Annotated in this window: 22 protein-coding genes, 1 tRNA gene, 1 pseudogene and 1 riboswitch; of the genes and pseudogenes, 12 read left to right on the top strand and 12 right to left on the bottom strand. The window is 67.0% G+C overall.

All coding sequences use genetic code 11. The features are described from left to right. Positions 1–494 precede the first annotated feature (494 nt). A pseudogene (gene istA / locus OC184_RS20480) lies at positions 495–1,127 on the bottom strand (IS21 family transposase); the annotation flags it as partial. Positions 1,128–1,289: 162 nt separating this feature from the next. Here istA and OC184_RS10920 point away from each other — a divergent pair. Further along, positions 1,290–1,514: a hypothetical protein gene (locus OC184_RS10920; protein ID WP_265507229.1), complete on the top strand. Its 225-nt coding sequence runs from the start codon at positions 1,290–1,292 to the stop codon at positions 1,512–1,514. Between the two features lie 113 nt (positions 1,515–1,627). Here the strand turns inward: OC184_RS10920 and OC184_RS10915 are convergent. The 4 genes from OC184_RS10915 to OC184_RS10900 form a co-directional block, all read right to left on the bottom strand. Then, positions 1,628–1,704: transfer RNA gene (locus tag OC184_RS10915), tRNA-Arg, on the bottom strand. 68 nt (positions 1,705–1,772) lie between these two features. Further along, positions 1,773–2,510 (bottom strand): triose-phosphate isomerase, encoded by a 738-nt coding sequence (tpiA, locus tag OC184_RS10910; protein WP_265507228.1) that lies wholly within the window; start codon positions 2,508–2,510, stop codon positions 1,773–1,775. A 76-nt stretch (positions 2,511–2,586) separates the two neighbouring features. Then, positions 2,587–2,958, bottom strand: coding sequence for a HesB/IscA family protein (locus tag OC184_RS10905; RefSeq protein WP_265507227.1), 372 nt, complete (start codon positions 2,956–2,958; stop codon positions 2,587–2,589). Between the two features lie 57 nt (positions 2,959–3,015). After that, complete coding sequence (locus OC184_RS10900) at positions 3,016–3,372, bottom strand: SUF system Fe-S cluster assembly protein (protein WP_265507226.1); 357 nt, start codon at positions 3,370–3,372, stop codon at positions 3,016–3,018. A gap of 121 nt (positions 3,373–3,493) precedes the next feature. On the opposite strand from OC184_RS10900, the gene tgt reads away from it, so the two are divergent. Both tgt and OC184_RS10890 read left to right on the top strand, forming a co-directional pair. After that, on the top strand, positions 3,494–4,624 hold the full coding sequence (tgt, locus tag OC184_RS10895; protein WP_265507225.1) for a tRNA guanosine(34) transglycosylase Tgt: 1,131 nt from the start codon (positions 3,494–3,496) through the stop codon (positions 4,622–4,624). 66 nt (positions 4,625–4,690) lie between these two features. Then, positions 4,691–4,821, top strand: a riboswitch (FMN riboswitch). 72 nt (positions 4,822–4,893) lie between these two features. Next, the gene (locus tag OC184_RS10890) at positions 4,894–5,364 is read left to right on the top strand and encodes a 6,7-dimethyl-8-ribityllumazine synthase (RefSeq protein ID WP_265507224.1); all 471 of its coding nucleotides are present in this window, start codon (positions 4,894–4,896) and stop codon (positions 5,362–5,364) included. Here OC184_RS10890 and OC184_RS10885 read toward each other — a convergent pair. From OC184_RS10885 to OC184_RS10860, 6 genes are all read right to left on the bottom strand, one after another. Next, positions 5,346–6,998 carry a glycerol-3-phosphate dehydrogenase/oxidase gene (locus tag OC184_RS10885; protein WP_265507223.1) on the bottom strand — a complete coding sequence of 551 codons (1,653 nt, stop codon included), beginning with the start codon at positions 6,996–6,998 and terminating at the stop codon, positions 5,346–5,348. The genes OC184_RS10890 and OC184_RS10885 overlap by 19 nt on opposite strands. After that, entirely contained in the window at positions 6,995–8,509 is a 1,515-nt protein-coding gene (locus OC184_RS10880) for an FGGY-family carbohydrate kinase (RefSeq protein WP_265507222.1), read from the bottom strand. Before OC184_RS10880 ends, OC184_RS10885 begins: the two co-directional genes overlap by 4 nt. Before the next feature lie 203 nt (positions 8,510–8,712). Beyond that, positions 8,713–9,663 carry a D-ribose ABC transporter substrate-binding protein gene (locus OC184_RS10875; protein WP_265507221.1) on the bottom strand — a complete coding sequence of 317 codons (951 nt, stop codon included), beginning with the start codon at positions 9,661–9,663 and terminating at the stop codon, positions 8,713–8,715. A gap of 86 nt (positions 9,664–9,749) precedes the next feature. Further along, complete coding sequence (locus tag OC184_RS10870; protein ID WP_265507220.1) at positions 9,750–10,787, bottom strand: ABC transporter permease; 1,038 nt, start codon at positions 10,785–10,787, stop codon at positions 9,750–9,752. Between the two features lie 19 nt (positions 10,788–10,806). Next, positions 10,807–12,324: a sugar ABC transporter ATP-binding protein gene (locus tag OC184_RS10865; protein ID WP_265507218.1), complete on the bottom strand. Its 1,518-nt coding sequence runs from the start codon at positions 12,322–12,324 to the stop codon at positions 10,807–10,809. Beyond that, a complete protein-coding gene (locus tag OC184_RS10860) occupies positions 12,321–12,974 on the bottom strand; it encodes a DUF2291 family protein (RefSeq protein ID WP_265507217.1) in 654 nt (217 codons plus the stop codon). Before OC184_RS10860 ends, OC184_RS10865 begins: the two co-directional genes overlap by 4 nt. A 333-nt stretch (positions 12,975–13,307) precedes the next feature. Between OC184_RS10860 and OC184_RS10855 the strand changes: the two genes are divergently transcribed. Genes OC184_RS10855 through OC184_RS10835 form a run of 5 tightly spaced genes read left to right on the top strand, consistent with a single transcriptional unit; the run spans position 13,308 to position 19,467 of the window. Continuing rightward, complete coding sequence (locus OC184_RS10855; RefSeq protein WP_265507216.1) at positions 13,308–14,894, top strand: FGGY-family carbohydrate kinase; 1,587 nt, start codon at positions 13,308–13,310, stop codon at positions 14,892–14,894. A gap of 4 nt (positions 14,895–14,898) precedes the next feature. After that, complete coding sequence (locus OC184_RS10850) at positions 14,899–16,407, top strand: glycerol-3-phosphate dehydrogenase (protein WP_378926953.1); 1,509 nt, start codon at positions 14,899–14,901, stop codon at positions 16,405–16,407. Between the two features lie 10 nt (positions 16,408–16,417). Next, positions 16,418–17,350, top strand: coding sequence for a sugar phosphate isomerase/epimerase family protein (locus OC184_RS10845; protein WP_265507214.1), 933 nt, complete (start codon positions 16,418–16,420; stop codon positions 17,348–17,350). 18 nt (positions 17,351–17,368) lie between these two features. Next, complete coding sequence (locus OC184_RS10840) at positions 17,369–18,517, top strand: iron-containing alcohol dehydrogenase (protein WP_265507213.1); 1,149 nt, start codon at positions 17,369–17,371, stop codon at positions 18,515–18,517. Further along, complete coding sequence (locus OC184_RS10835) at positions 18,517–19,467, top strand: sugar-binding transcriptional regulator (protein WP_265507212.1); 951 nt, start codon at positions 18,517–18,519, stop codon at positions 19,465–19,467. The genes OC184_RS10840 and OC184_RS10835 overlap by 1 nt, the downstream gene beginning before the upstream one ends. 135 nt (positions 19,468–19,602) lie before the next feature. Here OC184_RS10835 and tkt read toward each other — a convergent pair whose 3' ends face one another. Next, positions 19,603–21,627, bottom strand: coding sequence for a transketolase (gene tkt / locus OC184_RS10830; protein ID WP_265507211.1), 2,025 nt, complete (start codon positions 21,625–21,627; stop codon positions 19,603–19,605). A gap of 130 nt (positions 21,628–21,757) precedes the next feature. Between tkt and OC184_RS10825 the strand changes: the two genes are divergently transcribed. From OC184_RS10825 to OC184_RS10810, 4 genes are read left to right on the top strand one after another with little or no spacing between them, the layout of a single operon-like run. Then, complete coding sequence (locus OC184_RS10825; RefSeq protein WP_265507210.1) at positions 21,758–22,522, top strand: DeoR/GlpR family DNA-binding transcription regulator; 765 nt, start codon at positions 21,758–21,760, stop codon at positions 22,520–22,522. A 1-nt stretch (position 22,523) separates the two neighbouring features. Beyond that, positions 22,524–23,285 carry a triose-phosphate isomerase gene (locus OC184_RS10820; protein ID WP_265507209.1) on the top strand — a complete coding sequence of 254 codons (762 nt, stop codon included), beginning with the start codon at positions 22,524–22,526 and terminating at the stop codon, positions 23,283–23,285. Next, positions 23,282–23,743 carry a D-erythrulose-4-phosphate isomerase gene (gene derI / locus OC184_RS10815; protein ID WP_265507208.1) on the top strand — a complete coding sequence of 154 codons (462 nt, stop codon included), beginning with the start codon at positions 23,282–23,284 and terminating at the stop codon, positions 23,741–23,743. Before OC184_RS10820 ends, derI begins: the two co-directional genes overlap by 4 nt. After that, positions 23,740–24,711 (top strand): class 1 fructose-bisphosphatase, encoded by a 972-nt coding sequence (locus tag OC184_RS10810; protein ID WP_322630202.1) that lies wholly within the window; start codon positions 23,740–23,742, stop codon positions 24,709–24,711. The genes derI and OC184_RS10810 overlap by 4 nt, the downstream gene beginning before the upstream one ends. Positions 24,712–24,714 lie beyond the last annotated feature (3 nt).

The following is a 24,714-nucleotide window of genomic DNA, read 5'->3' as shown; positions in this document are numbered from 1 at the left end:
TCAGGGCGCTCTACGCCCTTCAGCAATTCGTCCAGCAGTTCCTTGGAGATCGTCATGCATGCTTCCTGTCGAAGAAGCATGGACCAGATCACTCATACACAGAAAATCTGACACTCTCGGTGGGCGAGACGCGCTTGCTCAACTCGATGAAGCCGTCAAAGACGGACGGCAACGGCATCAGCGCCGCCCGCTCCTCAGCCCAAACATCGGCGATCGTGCCGGGCAGCGTGCCACGCGGGGTCTCCTGCCGTACCTCCAGGCAACGCTGCTCCAGCCAGCATTCATCGTGGCAAGGTCGGGAAAGCCCGGCATCCTCTGCAAGACCTGGCGACGGGAGTCCTGAACGTTCTTCTCGACCTGTCCCTGCGCCAGCGGGCTCGAACCGGTGGCCCCACGCCGGCGCAGTCCCAGCCTGCGGTCGGATCGCAGAAGCCGTTTTATTGCGGCGCCATCGGTCCGAGCCCAATGGACGGCGGCTCGAAGACGTAGTGGTTGGCCATGGCCAACGCGGTCCACCGCCGTGCGCATGTTGTCATAGATACCCTTTCGGGCACGCCGTCAAGCACGCGAAAGCCATGCCAGTGGGCGTCGACAGCATCTCGTGGGTCTGCAGGGGGTAAGTGCGCAACAGGAACGCTCGGCTGTGGGACAGCTTGATGTGGGCCATCTGAAGCTTGGTGCGCTCGTTGGCCAAATGCCTATAGTCTTTGCTCCAATCGAACTGAAAGGCTTCGCCGGGCTGGAAAGCCAGCGGAACAAAGGTCCCACGGCCCGTAGTCTGTTGCTCGCGCTGCCGATCTGCCGCCAATCTCGTGCAAACGCCGCAACCGGGTTGCAGGAGCCGGTGAAGCCGAGCTTCGAGAGATCGGCATGCATCTGCTTCAGCGTCCGCCGCTGCTTGTGCGACTTGCCGGCCTCCGTCTTCAACCAGCCGGCCAGCTTCTGGGGAAAGGATCAAGCTTGCTCGGGCGATTCGGCGTCGCGAACCTCGGCTCGATCGTGCCCTCCGCCAGGTGCTTGGTAATCGTGTTGCGCGACAGGCCAGTGCGCCGCGCGATCTCGCGGACCGCCAGCTTCTGCCGCAAGTGCAGGCGTCGAATGATGTTTAAAAGTGCCATGTGGATCACTCCCGTTACCCCTTGCAGTGGGATCTGCAACGACCACCAGAGAACCCACGTCGTGGCGGATCTCCTGGAGGTCGCGGAAGGCCTGAATGGCATCGTCATCGACGGTGCTGATTTTCTCCAGCGCCAAACCGGCCACGGCATCTGGAGGAAGGAGGCCGCAGCATGAGCGCGATCCACGACCTGAACGATAGCGCCGACAAGCTGCATGACGCGATGTGCTTTCTGGATCTTCTGTATCGTGCAGCCCTTCAAGAGAAAGACACTGCACCGCTACCACGGGGCGCAGCGCATGCGATGGATTTGCTGAATGATGCACTCCATCATCTGGACGCAGGGCCAGAGAAGATCAGGGCCGCCGATCCCGAATGCTCGACTGAAGTCCCGTGATAAGGTTCCCAGACCGTCCCCTAGCTTCCTACACAAGGCGGGGACGGCACGGGGGATAATTCTCCACCGCCACAGATCAAGTCGCTGTGAATGCTATGAAAGACATGACAGATTGGCGCACCCGAGAGGATTCGAACCTCTGGCCTCTGCCTTCGGAGGGCAGCGCTCTATCCAGCTGAGCTACGGGTGCGGACGGGGATTGATTAACCGGCTCGACCCGGCTCTGCAACGACAAAATCGCTGCCGCCGACAGTTGCGTCAGGTCATCGCCCGGATGATAGGGACAAAGTCCGCTGCGGCAAGGCTGGCACCGCCCACCAGCGCGCCGTCCACGTTGGGGATCGCGAAGATCTCGGCTGCGTTGCCGGCCTTGACGCTGCCGCCGTAGAGCAAGGTCACCTCGGCGCCGTCCGGCAGCTGCGCGCAGAGGTCTTGGCGCAGCTTGTCGTGGACCTCGGCGATCTGTGCGGTGTCGGGGACACGACCGGTGCCGATCGCCCAGACCGGCTCGTAGGCGACGACGGTGTTGCCGGCCGTGGCGCCCGACGGAACCGAGGCTGCCAGCTGCGCGGCGATGACCTCGAGCGTCGATCCAGCGTCGCGCTGATCCTCGGTCTCGCCCAGGCAGATGATGGCGGTCAGACCGGCCTCGTGTGCGGCTGCGGCCTTGGCGGCCACGTCTTCGCTGGTCTCGGAATGGTCGGCGCGACGCTCGGAATGGCCGACGATCACATGCGTCGCACCCACATCGCACAGTTGCCGGGCAGCGATGTCGCCGGTATGTGCGCCCGACGCCTTCGTGTGGCAATCCTGGCCCCCGACCAGCAGCATGTCGCCCGCTCGCGCCTTCATCGCGTGCACAAGAAGGGCCGGCGGGCAGATCAGCACATCGCACCCGGCATCTTGGGCGGCCTTCGCGATTTCGTCGACCTGATCGAGTGCGGCCAGATCGCCGTTCATCTTCCAGTTTCCAGCCACAAGCTTCCGCGGTGCCATGCAAATCCCCTCCGTTGACCCCAGAGGCTTAGCCAGCGGGGCAGCGGGGGGCAACAGCGATAACGCTCACATAAGATCAGTCCTGGGCGCGGCTGCCTTCCAGCGGCTCGAAGCGCACGGATTCACCGCAGCCGCAACTGTCGGTAACGTTCGGATTGCGAAACTTGAAGCCCGATTCCAGAAGGCCGGTCTCATAGTCGATCTCGGTTCCGAACAGGAACATCTGTGCCATGGGCGCGATCAGCACGCGGGCGCCGTCCCGGTCCACGACCTCCTCGTTGGCGGCAGGCTCGGCGGCCAGTTCCATGGTGTATTCCATGCCCGCGCAGCCGCCCTTCTTCAGGCCGATGCGAAGGCCATAGGCGTCCTTGCCTGCCATCAGGCGCGAGATCTGCGCGGCGGCGGCCGGCGTGATGGTGACGGGGGCAGCACCGGGTATCGAGAACATGGCGAATTCCTTTCGACGTCACATCAAGATAGGGACGCAGCCCCCGCTGGTTCAAGCCTACATGAAGCCCAGTTCCAGACGCGCCTCGTCCGACATCATGTCCATGCCCCACTGGGGCTGGAACGTCATCTCGACGTCGACCTGCTTGACGCCGGGCAGCGGTTCGACTGCATCGGCGACCCAGCCCGGCATCTCGCCCGCGACGGGGCAGCCGGGGGCGGTCAGCGTCATGATCACCCGGACCTCGTTTTCCGGGTTGATGTCGATCGTGTAGATCAGGCCCAGGTCATAGATGTTCACCGGGATCTCGGGGTCGTAGACCGTCTTGCAGGCCTCGACGACCGCTTCGTACAGCGGGTGGTCGGTGGACGAGGGCGCGATCAGCGGCGCGCCTTCCATCAGGGGTTCGGTCATCGGCTCATCCTTCAATTCCGACCGATTATATAGGATGCCGCGGCATCCCGGTCCAGTGGGGCGCATTGCACCGCTGCGGCCCTGACGCTACAAGCGGCCGGTTCCGCAGACAGGCAGCAGCATGACCACGCGTTTCCAGTTCACTCTCCAGGCGACCGACGGCGCGGCGCGCACCGGGGTCATCGACACGCCGCGCGGCCAGATCCGCACCCCCGCCTTCATGCCGGTCGGCACGGCAGCGACGGTCAAGGCGATGCTGCCCGAAAGCGTGCGCGCGACGGGCGCCGACATCCTGCTGGGCAACACCTATCACCTGATGCTGCGGCCGGGGGCCGAGCGGGTGGCGCGGATGGGCGGTCTGCACCGGTTCATGAACTGGGACCGCCCGATCCTGACGGACTCCGGGGGCTTTCAGGTGATGAGCCTGGCTGGCCTGCGCAAGCTGACCGAAGAAGGCGTGACCTTTTCCAGCCATATCGACGGATCGAAACACCACCTGACCCCGGAACGCAGCATGGAGATCCAGCGCCTGCTGGGCAGCGACATCGTCATGGCCTTCGACGAATGCCCCGCGCTGCCAGCGACGGAAGAGGCCGTGGCGGAATCGATGCGCCTGTCGATGCGGTGGGCGCAGCGGTCCCGCGACGCCTTCGGCGACCGGCCGGGACATGCGCTGTTCGGGATCATGCAGGGCGGCGTCACGCGTGATCTGCGCGAGGAGTCGGCCCAGGCGCTGCGCGGCATCGGCTTCGACGGCTATGCGGTCGGCGGGCTGGCCGTGGGGGAGGGACAGGAGGCGATGTTCGGCGTGCTGGATTATGCCCCAGGTTTCCTGCCGGTGGACAAGCCGCGTTACTTGATGGGGGTGGGCAAGCCCGACGACATCGTGGGTGCTGTGCAGCGCGGCATCGACATGATGGACTGCGTGCTGCCCTCGCGATCAGGCCGGACGGGGCAGGCCTGGACGCCGCGCGGGCAGGTCAACATCAAGAACGCCCGCCACCAGGACGACCCGCGCCCCCTGGACGAGACCTGCGACTGCCCCGCCTGCACCGGCTATTCCCGCGCCTATCTGCACCACGTCTTCCGCGCCGGTGAGATGATCAGCGGCATGCTGCTGACCTGGCACAACCTGCGCTATTACCAGCGGCTGATGGACGGGCTGCGCGGTGCGATCGCGGCTGGCCAGCTGGAGGGTTTCGTGGCCGGTTTCCACGCCGAAAGGGACAGGGGCGACATCGACCCGATCTAATGGTCGCATTCCGACCGAAAGATGCCGCATCACACTTGGCGGCGCTTTGGCAAGGCGTTATCTTCAAGCTGTTCTCAGGGCGGGGTGCAATTCCCCACCGGCGGTCACAGCCCGCGAGCGCCCTTCCGATGGAAGGGGTCAGCAGATCCGGTGAAACTCCGGGGCCGACGGTATAGTCCGGATGAAAGAGAACCGCGTCTGGTCCGCCCCGGGCCATGCGTGGTGACTGCCTTGGGACCTGACGCAACTTATCGGAAGGTTCCTGAAAGATGACCAAATCCCCCCGTATCGCATTCATCAAGGCCCGCTGGCATTCCGATGTCGTCGACCGCGCCCATGACGGCTTCCTGGCCGAGGCTGCGCGCCAGATGCCCGGCGCCCAGGTCGAGGCCTGGGACGTGCCCGGCGCGTTCGAGATGCCCCTGCTGGCCAAGAAGCTGGCCCAGACTGGCAAGTACGACGCCGTGGTCGCCGCCGCGCTGGTGGTGGACGGCGGCATCTATCGCCACGACTACGTGGCACAGGCCGTCGTGTCGGGCCTGATGCAGGCCGGGATGGAGACGGGTGTACCTTGCTTCTCGGTCTCGCTGACGCCGCACAACTATCAGGAAACCGAGCTGCTGACCGGCTTCTACCGCGAACACTTCGTCAAGAAGGGTGCCGAGGCTGCCAATGCCGTGGCCCAGATGATGGCGGTCGAAGGTCGCCTGGCGACGCTGGATCAGGCCGACGCCGCCTGATCCATCCGCAGGCGGTGCCGCGTCAGAAGCACCGCCTGCGTCTGTTCCAGCTCGGCCAGGCGCCGAGCGTCGTCCCAGTTTAGCGCCGTTGCACAAAGGCTCGCGATGGTGTCCAGATCCCGCCGCGACAGGCGCCCCGTGACCGCCAGCCCCGTCCGCCGCATCACCAGATCGGCCAGTGTCGCGACCTGTTCATGCCGGATCAACCAATCCAGTTCCTGATGGCTATAGTCAGCGTCCCGCAGCATCCGCGGCGATGCGCCCTCGGCGGCCAGGATCGGCGCCGCCGTGCTGCCGTATCGCGCCAGAAGCGCCTTGGCCCGTGCGGGTAACGCGCCACTGCGTCGTGCCTGTTCAACCGCCCACGCGTCTGTATCCGCGGGATAGTCCCGGCCTCCGCCGATCGGCGCCGTGGTGGTATCCACCTTCCGCGCACGGCCCAGCCGCGACAGGACGACATCTGCGACCTCTTCGGCAAAGCCCCTGAATGTTGTCCATTTCCCCCCGACAAGCGAGATTACCGGCCAGCGCCGGTCGCCTTCCGGCTCGGCGATCGGGGCGGAATGGTCGCGGCTGATCAGTCCCGGATTGGCCGCATTGGAGGCGGGCAGGGGTCTGATCCCTGCATAGGCATAGACGATCTGGCTGCGGTCGAATTGCAGCCCCGGCAGAAGCCCCCGCAGCGCCGACAGGAAATAGTCGATCTCGGGGTCGTCGCAGGCCACGCTGTCGGGGTCGTCGGCGCGGGTGTCGGTCGAGCCGACCAGGGCCCGGCCCAGATAGTCGAAGACCAGGCAGATGCGCCCGTCATCGGCCTCGAAATAGATCATCCGGCCCTTCAGCGCCGCCAGCAGGTCGGGATGATCCATCAGGATATGCGACCCCTTGGTGCCGCCGATCAGCTTCGACGGAGCGCCTAGCGCGGCGTTCACCCGGTCGATCCACGGTCCCGCCGCGTTGATCACGATCTTCGGGCGCAGGCTGGCCGGTCCCTGCGGGCCGTCCAGCCGCACGATCTGCCCGTCGGTGCCGCTGATCCCGGTATGGTTCAGCGCCCGCGCCGCCGGATTGGCGCGCAGCCCGTCCGCGACCAGTTCCCAGACCAGCCGTTCGGGCAGGGTCACCGTGGCGTCATAGTATTGCCCAGCCGCCTTGATCCGCGGCGTCAGGGGCGGGATCTCGCGCAGCGCGCGGGCGCGGGACCAGATCTGGTGGCGCGGCATGACCCTGTGACGGCGACCATAGAAGTCGTACATCGCCAGCCCGGTCTTCATCAGCAGCGCGCCCCGGCTGCGCGGCGCGGTGGTCGACCCTGCAAGGGTCCGCAGCGCGGCGCCGACCCCTTTCAGCCAGGAAAATATCGGGATGACCGTGGGCAGCGGCTTGACCAGGTGCGGCGCGTTCCGCAGCAGCAGGTTGCGCTCCAGGGTCGACTGCGCGACAAGCCGCAGCTCTCCGGTTTCCAGGTACTTGATGCCGCCGTGGATCAGGCGCGACGGTGCGGCCGAGGTGCCGCCGCCGAAGTCGCCCTTGTCGACAATGACGCAGTTCACGCCCTGCTCGCAGAGGTCACGAAACAGGCCGGAGCCGTTGATGCCCGCCCCCAGGATAAGCACGTCGACGTCTTGGGTCATGTGTCGCCTTGCAATGCCTCGATCCGTGGCCAGAGCGGGGACAGCGCCGCCGCCAGATCGGTGAAAACCTGATGCCGCGCGGCCAGCCCAGCCACGCGCGCAGGATCGGGAAGATAGTCACGCGTCTGGCCATGCACCTGGCGCGGATCGTGCCGGGGCGAGGGGAAGAGGCCGACGCCCGCCCCCGCGCAGAGCGCCGCGCCCCAAGCGGCCGCCTCCTCGGTGTCCGAGGTGGTAACCGGCATGTCCAGCACGTCCGCGAAAAGCTGCGCAAAGGCCGGCGCACGGGATATCCCGCCCGTCAGCCGGGCGCGGCTCGGGCAGAAGCCGTCGCGCAGGGCGTCGACATGGTAGCGATGGTTGAAGGCGATGCCTTCGATGACCGCCCGCAGTAGGGCGGCGCGGTCATGCCAGCCGCGCAGGCCGAAGAAGCCCGCGCTGGCCTGCGGCCCGTGGGGCGAACCGAAGAGGTAAGGGTGAAAGATCGCGGTCGAGGGACGCTCGAAGGCAGCCTCGATCTCGGGGACGATGCGGGCGTGGAAGGCATGGCCTTCCGCCTCGGCCTGCGCGCGGTCGCTGGCGCAGAGCGTGTCGAGAAACCAGTCGTAGTTCGCCGCCGACGCGGGCGAGATGGACATCGCGTTCCATTCGCCTTGGGCGATGCCATTGCGGCAGTACCAGCGGCGGTCGATCCGGGGCGTGTCGGTGACGGTCTCGTTGATAGAATAGGTGCCTGCGACGATGGCGACCGTCCCGGTGCCGTAACCCCCGGAGCCTAGGGCCGAGGCGGTCACGTCATGCAGGCCCGCGACGACAGGCGTTCCGGCGGCAAGGCCCGTGGCGGCCGCGGCGCTGGTCGTGACATGGCCCACGACCTCGTCCGGCCGAGCAATTTGGGGCAGGGGCAGGGCGCCAAGCCCGAAGATATCAGGAATGTCCGGTGCATGACCCTGCGTGCGCACGTCCGTGAAAGAGGTGCTGGCCTCGGTCAGATCGGTCCCGATGCGCCCGGTCAGGCAGAAGGTCAGCCAGTCCTTGCAGGCCAGCACATGACCGATGGCGGCGAAGCGCTCGGGTTCGTTCTGCTGGATCCAGGAGAGGATCGCAGAGGGGGCCGAAGCGTGCGGCATCTGCCCCGTCCGCTGCAAAGCGACCTCGGCCGTGCCGTCGGCCTGCCAGCGGTCCGCCACCGCCCCGGCGCGGCTGTCCAGCGACAGGATGCCCGCGCCAAGCGGACGTCCCGCCCGGTCCAGCAGATAGATCCCGTCCCCGTGAGCCGTGGCGGCCACGGCCACGATATCCGATGCGGGCCGGCCGCAACTGCTCAGCGCCTCGTGGATGGCGGCGGCGGTCTGTCGCCACAGATCGTCCATGTCGCGTTCGACATGGCGCGGCCGGGGGATGGACTGCGCCACGCGCCGCCGTGCCGTCGACAACACCTGCCCGGCCTGATCGAAGATCACCGCCTTGGTGACGGTCAGGCCGTTGTCGATGCCCAGAAGAAGCGTCATGTTTCAATCCTCGAGGGCAGGACATTGAGGGCAGGAGATGTCGCGCCCGTCGCCATTAGGCGAAGCGGGGGGCCTTCGTCCTCCATCCGACAAGGCCCGCCGTCCGGCCCATGTTGCGCCCGGCAGGTCCAGCAGAGGGCCCGGGAAGACCATCCCGGCGCTGTGAAAATCGGGGGTGCGGTCGCCTGCACCCCCGGATGGTGTCACTGGTCCAGAACGAAGGGCGCGCTGTACTGATCGACGTTCTCGGGCGTGATCAGCAGCGCGTCAAACAGCTGCTTTTCTGCGTCGGCCCCGGTTTCGCCAGTCTTGATGAAGTTGTCGGCCTGACGGACAGCCTCCTCACTGAAGATCGCGACGGGCTGCAGGACGGTATAGGCCATCTCGCCCGCCTTGATCGCCTCGACCGCGTCGGGGGAGCCGTCGAAGCCGCCCACGACCACGCCGTCCAGCTTGCCGGCCTCTTTCAGCGCCGCGATTGCGCCAAGCGCCATCTCGTCGTTGCCCGAGATCACGCCGGTGATGTCCGGGTTGGCCTGCATCAGGGACTGCATGCTCTGATAGCCCTCGGTGCGGTCCCAGTTGGCCACTTCCTGGCCGACCTTCTCGAACTCGGGATACTGGCTCAGGACGGTTTCATAGCCGTTCGACCGGGTCTGGGCGTTGTTGTCCGACGGCGCGCCGAACAGCTCGACATACTGACCGCCCTCGGTGCCCATCGCCTCGACCCAGGCCTGTGCGCCAAGCGCCGCGCCCTGCGCGTTGTTCGACACCAGCTGCGCCTTGGCCAGCCCCTCCTGATTGATTTCGGCGTTGACCAGGAACACGGGGATGCCCGCGTCCACTGCCTTCTGCACCGCCCCGACCGAGCCGTCGGCATTGGCCGGGTCCAGGATGATCGCGACCGACTGGTTGGTGATCGCGGTGTCGATCAGCGTGCTTTCGGTGTTGGTGTCGCCGCGATGGGCGGCCACGTTGGCGGTATAGCCCAGCTCCTCGGCGGTGGCCTTGGCGACCTCGCCCTCGGTGAACCAGTAGGGGTTGGCCGGGTCGTTCACGATCACGGTAATCAAACCCTCGGCCCAGGCCGATCCGGCCATCAGCGGCATGGTGGCCACGGCGGCCATCAGCATCCGGCGCGTCATCTTCGTCATGTCTCTCTCCCTTTGGGTGGTTGTGCCGCTTGGGCAGCGTTCCCGCCACGGGCCTTCGGCGCCCGCGGCGAAGGTCGGATGCGGGGTCAGCCCTTGCGGGCGCCGCCGCCATATTGAAGCGAGTTCATCAGCACGGCCAGCACGATCACCGCACCGGTGAAGACCGTCTGCCAGTAGGAGCTGACGCCGATGATCACGAGGCCCGCCGACAAGAAGCCGATCACGAAGGCGCCCAGCATCGTGCCGCGCACGTTGCCGCGACCACCCGTCAGGGCCGCGCCGCCGATCACGACTGCGGCGATGGCCGTCAGTTCATAGGTCGTGCCGGCGGTCGGACCCGCCGAGGTCAGCTGCGACGCCAGCACCAGCCCCGCGACGGCGGCCAGCATGCCCGACACGACATAGACGGTGATCTTGACGCGCTTGACCGGGACGCCCGACAGCTCGGCCGCACGTTCGTTTCCGCCCGACGCATAGAGCCAGCGCCCGAAGGCCGACCGCTGCAGCATCAGCCCCGCCGCGATGGCGATCACTGCGAGCACGATCACGCTGATCGGCACGCCGCCAAGGCGATAGAAGCCCAGCCAGCTGAAGCCGGTGTTGCCCAGTGCCTCGGAGCCGCGCAGATTGTTGTAGGTCAGGCCGTTCGTCATCAGCAGCGCGACGCCGCGGGCGACATACATGACTCCAAGCGTCGCCACGAAGGGCGGCACCTTGAAGAAGGCCACCAGGATGCCGTTCACGGCGCCGACTGCGGCGCCCACGCACAGCGTCAGCACCACGACCGCCCAGACCGGCGGATAGAGGATGACGCCAAGCGCCTCGATCTCGACGCCTTGCATCATGGCGCCGGCGCAGACACCTGCCAGCGCCAGGATCGACCCCACCGACAGATCGATGCCGCCGTTCAGGATCACCAGCAGCATGCCCACCGACAGGATGCCGAAGATCGCGACCTGGCTGGACATGATCAGGAAGTTGCCGACCGTGAAATAGTTTGGCGACAGGAACGAAAAGACCGCGATGATGGCGATCAGGGCGAAGAAGGCGCGCCCCTCCAGAAGCAGGCGGCCGATGCTCATCTGGCGGCCTTTCGCGGGGGCGGTTGCGGTGGTTGCGGACATTGGTTCCTCCCTCGCGGTCTCAGGCGGCCACGGACTCGCCCGAGGCGGCCATGATCTTTTCCTTGGAGACGCTGCTGTCGAATTCGGCCGAGATGCGGCCCTTGTGCATGACGATGATCCGGTGCGCGATGGACAGGCACTCGCTGACTTCCGAAGTCGAATAGATGACCGCCAGCCCCTGCCGCGCGCCTTCCGCCAGCAGCCTGAAGACTTCGGCCTTGGCGCCGATGTCGATGCCGCGTGACGGTTCGTCCAGCATGATGACGCGGGGTTGCGTGGCCAGGATCTTGCCGATCACCACCTTCTGCTGATTGCCGCCTGACAACGATCCGATGGGCGCGTGCCCGCCGGCGGTCTTGACCGTCACCTGCCGGATCGAATCGTCGATCAGCTGCCGTTCGTCGCGGCGGCTGGTGAACAGACCGCGCGTGAACCGCCCGATCGAGGCCAGCGACAGGTTCTGCCCGACGCTCATGGTCTGGACCAGCCCGTCGCGCTGGCGATCCTCGGGCACCAGGGCGAGGCCGCGCGCGATGCGATCGCCGATGGTCAGGTGCGAGATCTCTCGCCCTTCCAGAACGATCTCTCCAGCCGAAGCGCTCAGGCGGCCGGCGACCGTCTCCAGCAGCTCGGTGCGGCCGGCGCCCATGAGGCCATAGATGCAGACGATCTCTCCGGCGCGCAGGTCCAGGTTCAGCCCGTCGACCAGGTCCTTGCCGGTCATGTCCGGGACGGACAGGTTGCGGATCGACAGCGCGACGTTCCCGACGGTGGTTTCCGGCGGTGACCCCAAGTCATAGTTGTCGCCCACCATGTTGCGGACGATCCAGTCGAGGTCGATTTCCGACCGCGGGGCATAGGCGGTCATGTTGCCGTCGCGCAGGACGACGGCATGGTCGGTGATGGTCAGCGCCTCTTCCAGGTGATGCGAGATATAGACGATGCTGACGCCGCGCGCGGTCAGGTCCCGGATGACCTTGAACAGGACCTCGACCTCGGATGCCGACAGGGCGCTGGTCGGTTCGTCCATGATCAGGATGCGGCTGTCCACCGACAGGGCGCGCGCGATTTCGACGATCTGCTGCTGGCCAAGGCGCAGGTCCTCCACCGGCGTCAGGGGGTCGATCTCCTCCTCCAGCTCCTCCATCAGGACGCGGACCTGGCGCTCCTCCTCGGCATAGTCGACGCCGGTCGCGCCCTTGATCTCGCGCCCCATGAAGATGTTGTCGCGCACCGACATGTTCGGCGCCAGCGACAGTTCCTGGTGGATGATCGAGATGCCCCGGTCGCGCGCGTCGTTCGCATTGGCGAAGGCCACGGGCTGACCGTCCAGGACGATCTGGCCGGTGGTGGGCTGGATCACGCCCGACAGGATCTTCATCAGGGTGGACTTGCCAGCGCCGTTCTCTCCGAACAGCGTCGTCACCTGCCCGCGGTGGATGTCGAAGTTCACGCCCTTCAGCGCGTGGACCTGCCCATAGGACTTGGCCACGTTGCGGGCGGCCAGCACGACCTCTCCGGTGGTCCGCTCGCTCATTGGACCTCCATCGCAACAGGGGTGATCAGCCAATTGCGCGGGTTGATCAGGCGGAAGACGCCTGTGACGGTGACCTGCTGGCCGGTCAGGTTCGCGGTGTCGACCGGCTCCAGCACCTCGGCCGCCATCGCGCGGTTGATGCCCGATCCGGCGTCCTGGTATTCGATCTGGTTCGTGAAGTCGCCGAAGGCGATGTCGCCGGGCGCGTCGCGAAGGTCGGTGCCGTTGATCGCGGGGCCGGTCTGGACGCGCACGGTCAAATCCTCGGGCAGGCCCTCGACCTCCAGCGGATAGACGCCGGCGCGCGGCTCTCCGGCGGTGCCGGTCAGCGTGGTCATCATGATCGCCCCCGTCGAGGCGGGTGTGCCGAATTCAGCGATAGCCGCATCCTGATCGGCTGCGATGGCGGCGGCCAGGTCGGTGGCGGGCACCGCGCGTTCGGTTACAATGTCGCGGATGCGGGGAAACGCCTCGGCCCCGTAGGCATCGGGGGAAAACGCCTGCTGGCGTACATCCGATTCGGAACCGACACGCACGACGGTGGTGTCCAGCGCGATGGCGCCCAGGACGGCCACGCCCAGGATCAGCGACAGGTAGAGGCCGCGGCGCGAGGAGGCCGGCGCCTTAGGGGCAGGGTCTGAAGCGGTCATGATCTGGCCTCGGGCTGGCAGGAATGGGTTGCGGTCGGGGAGCGGGTCGCCTGCGCGGCCGCCCGTCCTGCGGAGGACATGACCTGGCCAGCCGCTTCGCCTTGGGCCCGCGCTGCCATTCGGCCTTCGCTGCGTTTTCTGGTCATCAGGACCGGCCTCCCCTCCGATCGGTCAGCTGAGGAACCGCCGGTTCGGGCGGTCGTTTTGCGGCTGCTTGGTGGCACTATAACTGAAATAAATTGCGGTGTCCGTAAAAAAATGCATTTCAGATAAAGTAATCGTGCTATAAGCCAGCAGGAGGATGCGATGCGTTAGGTCGCAGAAGGAGGGGCGATGACACCAAGCGGCGGAGCAGCCGACGGCCGCGATGTCCTGATCGGAATCGACGCGGGAACCTCTGTCATCAAGGCCGTGGCGTTCACCCTGTCCGGCCGCCAGATCGGGGCGGCCTCGGTCGTGAACCGCTATGTTACCGGGACTGACGGGTCGGCCGTCCAGGGGATGAACCAGACCTGGGCAGATTGCGCGGCGGCGCTGCGCGGCCTGTGCGACAAGGTGCCGGACCTCGCGGTGCGGACGGCCGCGCTGTCGGTAACCGCGCAGGGAGACGGCACCTGGCTGGTCGGTCGCGACGGGCCGGTGGGCGACGCCTGGCTGTGGCTGGACGCGCGCGCCGCACCGACGGTTGCGCGGTTGGCGGGCGATACAATGAACCGCCGCCGGTTCGAGGCGACGGGCACCGGCCTGAATACCTGCCAGCAGGGCGCGCAGATGGCGCATATGGATGCCTGCCACCCTGAACTTCTGGACCGGGCCGAGGTCGCGCTGCACTGCAAAGACTGGCTCTATCTGAACCTCACCGGCATTCGCGCCACTGACCCGTCCGAGGCCAGCTTCACCTTCGGCAATTTCCGCACCCGCCGCTATGACGACACGGCGATCGAGGCATTGGGGCTGGGCGGCCGCCGCCACCTGCTGCCCGAGATCGTCGATGGCACGCAGGTCACCCATCCGCTGACCGATGATGCCGCTCGACAGACGGGACTGCTGGCCGGAACGCCGGTCAGTCTGGGATATGTCGACATGGTGATGACCGCTATGGGCGCGGGCGTCGTCGGCGGGGCGGGCGACGTGGCCTGTTCGACTGTCGGATCGACCGGGGTGCATCTGCGGGCGGTCACCTCGGACCGGGTGCATCTGAACGATGAGGGCACCGGCTATGTGATCTGCCTGCCGATCCCCGGCGTTGTCACGCAGGTGCAGACCAACATGGCGGCGACGCTGAACCTGGATTGGGTGCTGTCCATTGCGGCGGGCATCATGTCCGACATGGGGCAGGCGGTCACGCATCGCGACCTGGTGGCGCATCTGGAAGGATGGCTGGCGCAGGCAAAGCCGGGACAGATCCTTTATCACCCCTATATCTCGGATGCGGGCGAACGGGGGCCGTTCGTCAATGCCGATGCGCGGGCGGGCTTTGCCGGCCTGTCGGCGGGGCATCGCTATCCCGACCTGGTGCGCGCCGTGGCCGAGGGGTTGGGAATGTCCATGCGCGACTGCTATGCCGCGATGGGTCCGCTGCCGTCCGAGCTGCGCCTGACCGGCGGGGCGGCGCGGTCGCCCGCGTTGCGCGGCATCCTCTCGGCCTGCCTGAACGCGCCGGTGCGCGTCTCGGACCGTGACGAGGCCGGGGCGGCGGGCGCCGCGATGATGGCCGCCGTGGCGATTGGTGCTTATCCCGACATGGACGCCTGCGTCGCCGAATGGGTGACACCGCTTCTGGGTGCGGCCGAGGCGCCCGACGCGGACCTTGCGCAACGATACGACCGGCTTTTCCCGGCCTTCACCGCGACCCGTGCCGCGATGCCGCCCGTCTGGGACCGGCTGGCCCGGATGCGCGCGACAACGACAGGAGAATGAGATGATGCAGGAAATGATGGACCTGTTCGTGATCGGCGGTGGCATCAACGGGGCGGGCGTCGCCCGCGACGCGGCCGGGCGCGGGTTGTCGGTGGTGCTGTGCGAAAAGGACGACCTGGCGCAGGGCACCTCGTCGCGGTCGGGCAAGCTGGTCCACGGCGGCCTGCGCTATCTTGAATATTACGAGTTTCGCCTGGTCCGAGAGGCGCTGATCGAGCGCGAGGTGCTGATGAACTGCGCCCCGCACATCATCTGGCCGATGCGTTTCGTTCTGCCGCACAGCCCCGACGACCGGCCAGCCTGGCTGGTGCGGCTGGGGCTGTTCCTTTATGACAACCTGGGCGGCCGCAAGAGGCTGCCGGGCACGCGCACGCTGGACCTGCACCGCGCCCCCGAAGGCGCGCCGCTGCTGCGCAAGTACCACAAGGGCTTCGAATACAGCGACTGCTGGGTAGACGATTCGCGCCTGGTGGTGCTGAACGCCGTCGATGCCGCCGAACGCGGCGCGAAGGTCCTGACCCGCAGCGCCTGCACCTCGGCCCGGCGCGAGGACGGTGCCTGGACCGTCACCACCCGCAACGAGACTACGGGGGAAGAGCGGATCTTCCGCGCCCGCTGCCTTGTCAATTGCGCAGGACCCTGGGTCAGCGAGTTCATCACCCGTGTCGCCGGTTCGAACTCGGCCCGCAACGTGCGGCTGGTCAAGGGCAGCCACATCATCGTGCCGAAATGGTGGGCGGGCAACCACGCCTACCTGGTCCAGAACCACGACAAGCGGGTAATCTTCATCAACCCCTACGAAGGCGACAAGGCGCTGATCGGCACCACCGACATTGCCTATGAGGGCCGGGCCGAGGACGTGCAGGCCGACGAATCCGAGATCGAGTATCTGCTGGCCGCCGTGAACCGTTATTTCAAGGAAAAGCTGCGGCGGCAGGACGTGCTGCAGACGTTTTCGGGTGTCAGGCCGCTCTTCGACGACGGGCAGGGCAATCCGTCGGCCGTGACGCGGGACTATGTGTTCGACCTGGACCAGACTGGCGGCGCGCCGCTGATGAACGTCTTCGGCGGCAAGATCACCACATTCCGCGAACTGGCCGAACGAGGGATGCACCGCCTGAAGGATGTGTTCCCGAAGATGGGGCCGGACTGGACCGGCGAGGCGCCGCTGCCGGGCGGCGACATCCCGAATGCCGACTTTGAGAGCTTTGCCAACTTGCTGAGAGAGCTTTATCCATGGATGCCGCGCCCGCTGGTGCAGCATTACGGCCACCTTTACGGCACCCGCACGCGCGACGTCGTGGCGGGGGCGATGAATCTCTCGGACCTGGGCCGTCATTTCGGCGGTCAGCTCTATGAGGCCGAGGCGCGGTATCTTGTCGCCAAGGAATGGGCGCAGACGTCCGACGATATTCTGAGGCGCCGCACCAAGCATTATCTGCACCTGACCGACGACCAGCAGGCCGCCTTCGCGGACTGGTTCGACGGCTCGGATCTGGCGCAGGCCGCCTGAAAGGACCCCCATGCCCCTGACGCTGTCCCTGAACACCAACCCGCTGGTCAACCGCTTCGCCGATCCCGACGATCTGATCGACACGGTGGCGCGCGACCTGAAGATCCGCGACCTGCAACTGACGCATGAGTTCATCAATCCCAGCTGGCCTGCGGCGGTCGTCAGACGCCTGACCCGCCAGATGGGGGCGGCGCTGGACCGGACCGGGGTGCGAGTCACCAGCGGCATGACAGGCCCCTACGGACGGCTGAACCACTTCGGCCATCCGGACGCCGATGTGCGGCGCTATTACGTCGACTGGTTCAAGACCTTCGCCGACATCACCGCCGAATTGGGCGGCCGCAGCGTCGGCACGCAGTTCGCGATCTTTACCTATCGCGACTTCGACGACCCGACGCGGCGCGAAGACCTGATCCGCATCGCCATCGACTGCTGGGCCGAGGTGGCCGAGCATGCCAAGGCCGCCGGGCTGGATCATGTCTTCTGGGAACCGATGAGCATCGGCCGCGAATTCGGAGAGACCATTGCCGAGGCCATGGCCCTGCAGGACCGGCTGTCGGCGGCGGACATGGCCGTTCCGATGTGGATGATGGCCGACATCGACCATGGCGACGTTACCAGTGCAAATCCGGACGACCTGGACCCCTATGCCTGGGCGCGTGCGGTGCCGAAGGTCAGCCCGATCATCCACATCAAGCAGTCGCTGATGGACAAGGGTGGCCACCGCCCCTTCACCGCCGAGTTCAACGCCAAGGGTCGCATCCAGCCCGAACCGTTGTTGGCGGCCTTCGCCGAGGGCGGAGCCCGCAACAACGAGATCTGCCTGGAACTCAGCTTCAAGGAGCGGGAGCCGAACGATCGGGAGGTCGTCGCGCAGATTGCCGAAAGCGTGGCCTTCTGGGCGCCGCATATCGCGACCGGTGCCGACAGGCTGAACATCTGACGCAACAAGGGATCGCCGATGCCAAGCCCCTTTTCCTTCGCCACAGCGTCCGAGATCCTCTTCGGTCGTGGCCAGGCAAATGTCGCGCCGATCCGGATCGCGGCCCTGGGGCGCCGGGTGCTTCTGGTGCACGGCCGCGATCCGTCACGCAGTCGGCCGCTTGGGGACGCTCTGCGCCGCGAAGGCTGCGACGTGACGTCCTTTGCCGTTCCGCGCGAACCGGACATGGCGCTGGTCGAGGCGGGTGTCCGCGCGGCTGGTGACGCCGAGGTCGTCGTCGCAATGGGGGGCGGCGCGGCCATTGACGCGGGCAAGGCCATCGCGGCACTGCGGCCAGCCACGCGGCCGATGCTCGACCACCTGGAGGTGGTGGGCCGAGGGCTTGCGCTCGACCATGCGCCTTTACCCTTCGTGGCGATGCCCACGACTGCGGGTACCGGCGCCGAAGTCACAAGGAATGCCGTCATTGCGGTCCCGGACCACGCTCGCAAGGTCAGCCTGCGTGACCCGCGGATGTTGCCACGCCTTGCCATTGTCGATCCGGCGCTGACTGACGGCTGCCCGCGAACGGTCACGCTGGCCTCGGGTCTGGATGCCATTACGCAGGTCGTCGAACCCTATGTCTGCACCCGTGCAAATCCCCTCACAGACGCGCTCTGCCGCGATGCGATCCCGCGGGGGCTGTCGGCCTTGGTGCGGCTGATGGAAGCCGAAGATGCCGGGGCACGCGACGACATGGCCTGGGTCAGCTTGTGCGGGGGACTGGCACTGGCGAATGCCGGGCTGGGCGCGGTGCACGGCCTGGCGGGACCGCTGGGGGGGCTGACGGGGGCGCCGCACGGGGCCATCTGCGGCGCCCTGCTGCCGCATGTCATCGTCGCGAACCGGAGGGCGGCCACAGACGGCCCCCACGCGGCGCGGCTGGACGAGGTCGGGCAGTGGATCGGCGGGGCCTTTGGGCAGGGCAGGGCCTCGGTCGAAGAGGCTTGCCGCCTGCTGGCGCAATGGACGCGCGAACAGGGTCTTCTTGGCCTGACGGCACTCGGCGTGGATAGTGATGCGCAGGCGGCAGGCGCGGATGCTGCGGCAAGCTCGTCCTCGATGAAGGCCAACCCCGCTGCGCTGACAGCCGCCGACCTTCGCGCCGTGATGCAGGAGGCGTCGTGATGGCGCGCCGGCGGCCCGAGGACCCCGAGCACAGCCTGGCGATCAGGGCGGCTTGGCTGCACTATGCCGGCGGGATGACGCAGGCTGCGGTCGCAAAGCGACTGGGTCTTCCGGGCGTGAAGGCGCACCGCCTGATCGCCCGTGCGGTTGCCGACGGCGTGGTCAAGGTGACCATCGACGGCGAGATCGTCGAATGCGCCATGCTCGAGGATCAGCTCTGTGCGCGATACGGCCTGGATCGGTGCGAGGTGGCGCCCGACTTGGGCGAAGACGGCATTCCCATGCGCGCCTTGGGGCTGGCAGGCGCGGCGTTCCTGCGCCGAGAGATCGAGCGCGGCGAGCATCCGATCATCGGCCTCGGGCACGGACGCACGCTGGCGGCGGCGGTCCACCAGTTGCCGCGCTTCGAGGCGCGCGGCGTGCGGTTCGTGTCGGTGCTGGGCGGGCTGACCCGCAACTACGCGGCGAACCCGCATGACGTGATGCACAGCCTGGCCGAGAAAACGGGCGCGCAGGCCTTCGTCCTGCCGGTGCCGTTCTTTGCGAATTCCGAGGCCGACCGGGCGATCCTGCTGGCGCAGCCTGGGGTCAGGGATATTTTCGACCTGTCGGCCAGTGCGACACTGAAGCTGGTCGGGATGGGAACGGCCGACGCTGGCGCCCAGCTGGTCGCGTCAGGCATGATCGAGAGGCGCGAGATCGACGAGATCAATTCGGCCGGCGGGGTCGGAGAGATGATGGGTCATTTCTTTGACGCCCAGGGAAAGATGCTGGAAACGACGCTGAGCACGCGCACGCTTTCGGTCGACCTGACGCGAACAAGACGGCAGCAGATCGTGGTCATCGCGGGCGGGCCTGAAAAGCAGTCGGCGATCAGGGCCGTGCTGAACAGTGGCCTGCTGTCGGGACTGATCACGGATGAGGTGACGGCACGGGCGCTGGTCGCCTGACGCGGTTGGTGCGATCAGGAAACAGGACGGGCCGGGCGAAGCCCGGCCCGGACGCTGCCGCTGGGCCTTATGCGCTCTCCGCGCGCAGACAGGATCGTGTCGAGGCCGCTCTTGCGGCCTCGCCCGCTAGGTTGGTCAGCGATCGGTCAGCTTCTTCGCACGCGCGGCGATGGCATCGGCGGTGATGCCGAACTCGGAATAGAGCCGGTCGATCGGGGCCGACGCGCCGAAGCCGGTCATGCCGATGACGTCATCTTCGGATGCGACATAGCGCGTCCAGCCGAACTTGCCGGCGGCCTCGACGGCGATGCGGGGGGCGCTGCCGAGGATCTCGGCGCGGTAGGCCTCGGGCTGGGCGTCGAACAGTTCCCAGCTGGGCATCGAGACGACCGCCACGGACATGCCGTCCGCGTGCAGCGCCTCGGCGGCCTGAACGGCGATGGCGACCTCGGTTCCGGTCGCGATCAGCGTGACGTCGCGGCTTTCGCCGAACTGGCGGATCACGTAGGCGCCCTTGGCGGTCAGGTTCTCGGACCCGGCCTCTAGGCGCAGTTGCGGGACATCCTGACGCGACAGGGCCAGCAGCGACGGCACGTTGCGGTTGCGGATCGCGATGTCCCAGGCCTCCAGCGTCTCGACCGTATCGGCGGGGCGCAGGACCGTCAGCCCAGGAATGGCCCGCAGCGACGCAAGGTGTTCGATCGGCTGGTGGGTCGGACCGTCTTCGCCGAGGCCAATGCTGTCATGGGTCATGACATAGATCGTGCCGACCCCCATCAGCGCCGACAGGCGGATCGCATTGCGGGCGTAGTCAGAGAAGACCAGGAACGTGCCGCCATAGGCGATGAAGCCACCATGCAGGTTTATCCCGTTCATCGCGGCGGCCATGCCGAATTCACGCACGCCATAGCCGATATAGCGGCCGGGCGCGTCCTTGGTGTACTGGCTGTCCACGGCCTTCACGCGGGTCAGGTTGGACCCGGTGAGGTCGGCCGAGCCACCGATCATCGCGGGCACGGCGGGTGTCAGCGCCTCCAGCGCCATCTGGCTGGCCTTGCGGGTCGCGGCCTTCTTGGGGTCGGCGAACAGCGCATCACACGCGGCGGCGACGGCGGCGTCATAGCCCTCGGGCAGATTGCCCGACAGGCGCTGCGTCAGGGCCTCTCCGCGCGGAGAGGCGGCCAGACGGGCCTCCCATGCCTCGCGGGCCTCGGAGCCGCGCGTGCCGATGGCGCGCCATTCGGCGGCCAGGTCATCGGGGATCTGGAATGGCTCGGCCGTCCAGCCAAGGGCCTCCTTGGTCAGCGCGGCTTCATCCTTGCCCAGGGGGGCACCGTGGACGGAATAGGTGCCGGCGCGGTTTGGCGATCCGAAGCCGATGATCGTCTTCATGGCGATCAGGGACGGCTTCCCAGTCTCGGCCTTGGCGGCGGCGATGGCCTTGTCCAGCGCTTTCGCGTCATGGCCGTCGCAGGTCTGGACATGCCAGCCGCAGGCGGCAAGACGCGCCGGAACATCTTCCGAGAAGCTGATCGAGGTCGGCCCGTCGATGGTGATCGAGTTGTCGTCATAGAGCGCGATGAGCTTTCCGAGACCCAGGTGGCCGGCCAGGCTGATCGCCTCTTGCCCGATGCCCTCCTGCAGGCAGCCGTCGCCCAGCATGACATAGGTGTTATGATCGACCAGGTCCGACCCGAATTCTCCGGCCAGCGCGCGTTCCGCCAGGGCCATGCCGACGGCCGTCGCGATGCCCTGGCCCAGGGGGCCGGTGGTCGTCTCGACACCCTTGGCGTGGCCGTATTCCGGATGGCCCGCAGTGATCGCGCCCCACTGGCGGAAATTCTTCACCTGCTCCAGCGTCATGTCCTCATAGCCGGTCAGGTGCAGCAGGCTGTAGAGCAGCATCGACCCATGGCCGTTCGACAGCACGAAGCGGTCGCGGTCAGGCCAGTCGGGGTTCTTGGCGTCGAACTTCAGGTGGTTGCGGAACAGGACTGTCGCGGCATCGGCCATGCCCATCGGCGCGCCGGGATGCCCGGAGTTGGCGGCGTTCACGGCATCAATGGTCAATGCGCGGATGCAGTTGGCAAGCGCGAAGTTTTGCTGGTCCAGTTCGGCCTTGGCGGCGATGGCGGGGTCTTTGGGGGTGTCTAAGGGCATGGCGTCCTCCGGGTTTTGGCGGGGCCATATCAGGATCGACGTGTCATCACAACATTAAATCACAAAGTAACACGAATGATGTTGCATTGTGCTGTTCGTCTGTTACAAGCGCAGCGAAGCGGAGGGGTTGATGAAACGCGAAGAACGCAGACAGGCGATCATGGACCTGCTGGTTTCGTCGCGGGCGGTCGACCTGGACAATCTGGCCGACCGTTTCGCGGTCAGCCGGATGACGATCCACCGGGATCTGGACGACCTTGAACAGGCGGGCCTGCTGCGCAAGGTCCGGGGCGGTGCGACCATCGAGGCCGGCACCCAGTTCGAAAGCGACTTCCGCATCCGCGAGCTGCAGGACAGCGAGGCCAAGGCCCGCATGGCCCGCGCCGCGCTGGAGCTGGTCGAGCCGGGAATGACCGTCATGGTCAATGACGGCTCGATGGCGGCGCTGCTGGGCGGCAGCCTGACGGAACACGCGCCGCTGACGGTCATCACCAACAACGCCGCCGTGATCGACCGGCTGAAGGACGCGCCGCGGGTCACGCTGATCGCGCTCGGCGGGATCTACAGCGCCAAGTTCAACGGCTTCTTCGGCATGGTCACGGAGGGCGCGCTGGCCGGGCTGCGGGCGGACCTGGCTTTCATCTCGACCCCGGCGGTGGCCGGACTGCAGGCGTTCCACATGGACGACAACGCGGTGCGGGCCAAGCGGGCGATGATGCAGGCGGCCGAACGCAGCGTGCTGCTGGTCAACCACGCCCGCTTCGGGCGCAGCGCGCTGCATGCGCTGGCCGAGCTGTCGGATTTCGACGCCATCATCACCGATGCCTCGCCGGCGCCGGAAGATCGCGCGCCGATCGACCGGGCCGGGATCGCACTGACAATCGCAAGGGACTGACATGACGGATTTCTGGATCGGCACCAGCTGGAAGATGAACAAGACCCTGGCCGAGGCGCAGGCCTTCGCGCGGGGCCTGGTCGGCGCGCCGGACGACCCGCGCATCCAGCGCTTCGTGATCCCGCCCTTCACCGCCTGCCGAGAGGTGAAGGCGATGCTGGCCGACACCACTGTCAAGGTGGGCGCGCAGAACATGCACTGGGATGACGCCGGCGCCTGGACCGGCGAGGTCAGCCCGGTGATGCTGACCGACTGCGGCCTGGACCTGGTCGAGCTTGGCCACAGCGAACGGCGCGAGCATTTCGGCGAGACGGACGAGACGGTGGGGCTGAAGACCGCCGCCGCCGTCCGGCACGGCCTGACGCCGCTGATCTGCATCGGCGAGACGCTGGCCGAACGCGAAGCCGGTTGCGCGCAGCAGGTGCTGGAGCGTCAGGTGCGCGGGGCGCTGTCTGGCGTGGCCGGCACTGACGCCACGATCCTGCTGGCCTATGAGCCGGTTTGGGCCATCGGCGTGAACGGCATCCCGGCAACTTCGGACTACGCCGACGCGCGGCAGGCCGAAATCATCGCCGTGGCGGAAGACGTGCTGGGGCGGAGGGTGCCCTGCCTCTACGGCGGGTCGGTCAACCCCGGCAACTGCGACGAACTGATCGCCTGCCCGCATATCGACGGGCTTTTCATCGGGCGCTCGGCTTGGGCGGTCGAGGGTTATCTGGACATCCTGGCGCGCTGCGCCACAACCATCGGAGAGAAAGCATGAAACTGGCAATTGCAGGCGACAGCGCTGGCGAAGGTCTGGCCAAGGTTCTGGCCGATCATCTCAAGGACAAGCACGAGGTGGCCGAGATCAGCCGCACCGATGAGGGCCCCGACGCTTTCTATGCCAACCTCTCGGATCGGGTCGCAAGCCAGGTGATGGACGGCACCTATGACCGCGCCATCCTGGTCTGCGGGACGGGCATCGGGGTCTGCATCGCGGCCAACAAGGTGCCGGGCATCCGCGCCGCGCTGACGCATGACACCTATTCCGCCGAACGTGCGGCGCTGTCGAACAACGCGCAGATCATCACCATGGGCGCCCGCGTGATCGGAGCCGAGGTCGCCAAGACCATCGCCGATGCCTGGCTGGCGCAGACTGAGAGCTTCGACAAGGCCGGCAAGTCGGCGGGCAACGTCGATGCCATCGACGCGGTCGATGCGAAGTACAACAAGGCATGATGCTGCGCTTGCCGAATGACGGGCCGATCCAGGGCCCGCCGCTGGCCGGGATGCTGGCGGGCAACGGTGTCCCGGCTATCGTTCTGGCCATCGCCGACGCGCTGCCGCCCCTGGCGGCGCGTCTGGCCGCCGGTCGCCTCCATGGCGACCCCGAGGCCGTCGTCGGCATGAACGACAGCGGCGACAGGCAGAAGGCGCTGGACGTCGCCGCACATGACCACATGATTGCCGCCCTGCGCACCGCCGGCGTCCGCAGCGTCCTGTCGGAGGAGGCCGAGGAGGTCATCGACCTAAACCCCGGCGGCGCCTTCGACGTGGCGATCGATCCAATCGACGGGTCCGGCAGCATCGGCGTCGGCGCACCCCTGGGGATGCTGTTCAGCATCCTGCCGGCCGCGCCGGAGGGGTTCCTGCGCACGGGCCGCGCCGTGGTGGCGGCGGGCTATGCGTCATTCGGCCATTCGATCGATTTCGGCTGGTCGACGGGGCAGGGGGTCCATGTCGCGACGCTGCATGACAGGGTCTTCCACGTCTCTCGTCGTGACCTGCGGCTGAAGCCTGCGGCCTCGACCATCGCCTATAACGCCTCGAACGAACGGCACTGGCCGGATGGGCTGCAGGCCTGGGCGCGCGATCTGCGCGCGGGTCGCGACGGGCCACGCGGGCGTGACTTCAACATGCGCTGGCTGGCAGCCGCCGTGGGCGAGTTGCACCGCATCCTGCTGAAGGGCGGCGCGTTCCTCTATCCGGCCGATGCGCGGCCGGGATACGAAAATGGTCGGCTTCGGCTGATCTATGAATGCGTGCCCATCGCCTTCCTGATGGAACAGGCCGGCGGCGCAGCCAGCGACGGGCAGGACCCGATCCTGGACCGCCAGCCCGTGGGCCTGCACGATATGACACCCCTGATCTTCGGCGCGACTGAGGAAGTCGCCGCCGTTCAATCCGCCCTCGCCAATAAAGGATGACCC

It is taken from the genome of Paracoccus rhizosphaerae (assembly GCF_026162645.1).
GTDB lineage: Bacteria > Pseudomonadota > Alphaproteobacteria > Rhodobacterales > Rhodobacteraceae > Paracoccus > Paracoccus rhizosphaerae.
Note: the sequence above shows the minus strand (reverse complement) of the source record. Positions and strands in the feature narration are given on the sequence as shown.

Coding starts and splice junctions, on each gene's coding strand:
- OC184_RS10920 (WP_265507229.1), top strand. CDS start 1,290: ATGAGCGCGATCCACGACCTGAACGATAGCGCCGACAAGCTGCATGAC.
- tpiA (WP_265507228.1), bottom strand. CDS start 2,510: ATGGCACCGCGGAAGCTTGTGGCTGGAAACTGGAAGATGAACGGCGAT.
- OC184_RS10905 (WP_265507227.1), bottom strand. CDS start 2,958: ATGTTCTCGATACCCGGTGCTGCCCCCGTCACCATCACGCCGGCCGCC.
- OC184_RS10900 (WP_265507226.1), bottom strand. CDS start 3,372: ATGACCGAACCCCTGATGGAAGGCGCGCCGCTGATCGCGCCCTCGTCC.
- tgt (WP_265507225.1), top strand. CDS start 3,494: ATGACCACGCGTTTCCAGTTCACTCTCCAGGCGACCGACGGCGCGGCG.
- OC184_RS10890 (WP_265507224.1), top strand. CDS start 4,894: ATGACCAAATCCCCCCGTATCGCATTCATCAAGGCCCGCTGGCATTCC.
- OC184_RS10885 (WP_265507223.1), bottom strand. CDS start 6,998: ATGACCCAAGACGTCGACGTGCTTATCCTGGGGGCGGGCATCAACGGC.
- OC184_RS10880 (WP_265507222.1), bottom strand. CDS start 8,509: ATGACGCTTCTTCTGGGCATCGACAACGGCCTGACCGTCACCAAGGCG.
- OC184_RS10875 (WP_265507221.1), bottom strand. CDS start 9,663: ATGACGAAGATGACGCGCCGGATGCTGATGGCCGCCGTGGCCACCATG.
- OC184_RS10870 (WP_265507220.1), bottom strand. CDS start 10,787: ATGTCCGCAACCACCGCAACCGCCCCCGCGAAAGGCCGCCAGATGAGC.
- OC184_RS10865 (WP_265507218.1), bottom strand. CDS start 12,324: ATGAGCGAGCGGACCACCGGAGAGGTCGTGCTGGCCGCCCGCAACGTG.
- OC184_RS10860 (WP_265507217.1), bottom strand. CDS start 12,974: ATGACCGCTTCAGACCCTGCCCCTAAGGCGCCGGCCTCCTCGCGCCGC.
- OC184_RS10855 (WP_265507216.1), top strand. CDS start 13,308: ATGACACCAAGCGGCGGAGCAGCCGACGGCCGCGATGTCCTGATCGGA.
- OC184_RS10850 (WP_378926953.1), top strand. CDS start 14,899: ATGCAGGAAATGATGGACCTGTTCGTGATCGGCGGTGGCATCAACGGG.
- OC184_RS10845 (WP_265507214.1), top strand. CDS start 16,418: ATGCCCCTGACGCTGTCCCTGAACACCAACCCGCTGGTCAACCGCTTC.
- OC184_RS10840 (WP_265507213.1), top strand. CDS start 17,369: ATGCCAAGCCCCTTTTCCTTCGCCACAGCGTCCGAGATCCTCTTCGGT.
- OC184_RS10835 (WP_265507212.1), top strand. CDS start 18,517: ATGGCGCGCCGGCGGCCCGAGGACCCCGAGCACAGCCTGGCGATCAGG.
- tkt (WP_265507211.1), bottom strand. CDS start 21,627: ATGCCCTTAGACACCCCCAAAGACCCCGCCATCGCCGCCAAGGCCGAA.
- OC184_RS10825 (WP_265507210.1), top strand. CDS start 21,758: ATGAAACGCGAAGAACGCAGACAGGCGATCATGGACCTGCTGGTTTCG.
- OC184_RS10820 (WP_265507209.1), top strand. CDS start 22,524: ATGACGGATTTCTGGATCGGCACCAGCTGGAAGATGAACAAGACCCTG.
- derI (WP_265507208.1), top strand. CDS start 23,282: ATGAAACTGGCAATTGCAGGCGACAGCGCTGGCGAAGGTCTGGCCAAG.
- OC184_RS10810 (WP_322630202.1), top strand. CDS start 23,740: ATGATGCTGCGCTTGCCGAATGACGGGCCGATCCAGGGCCCGCCGCTG.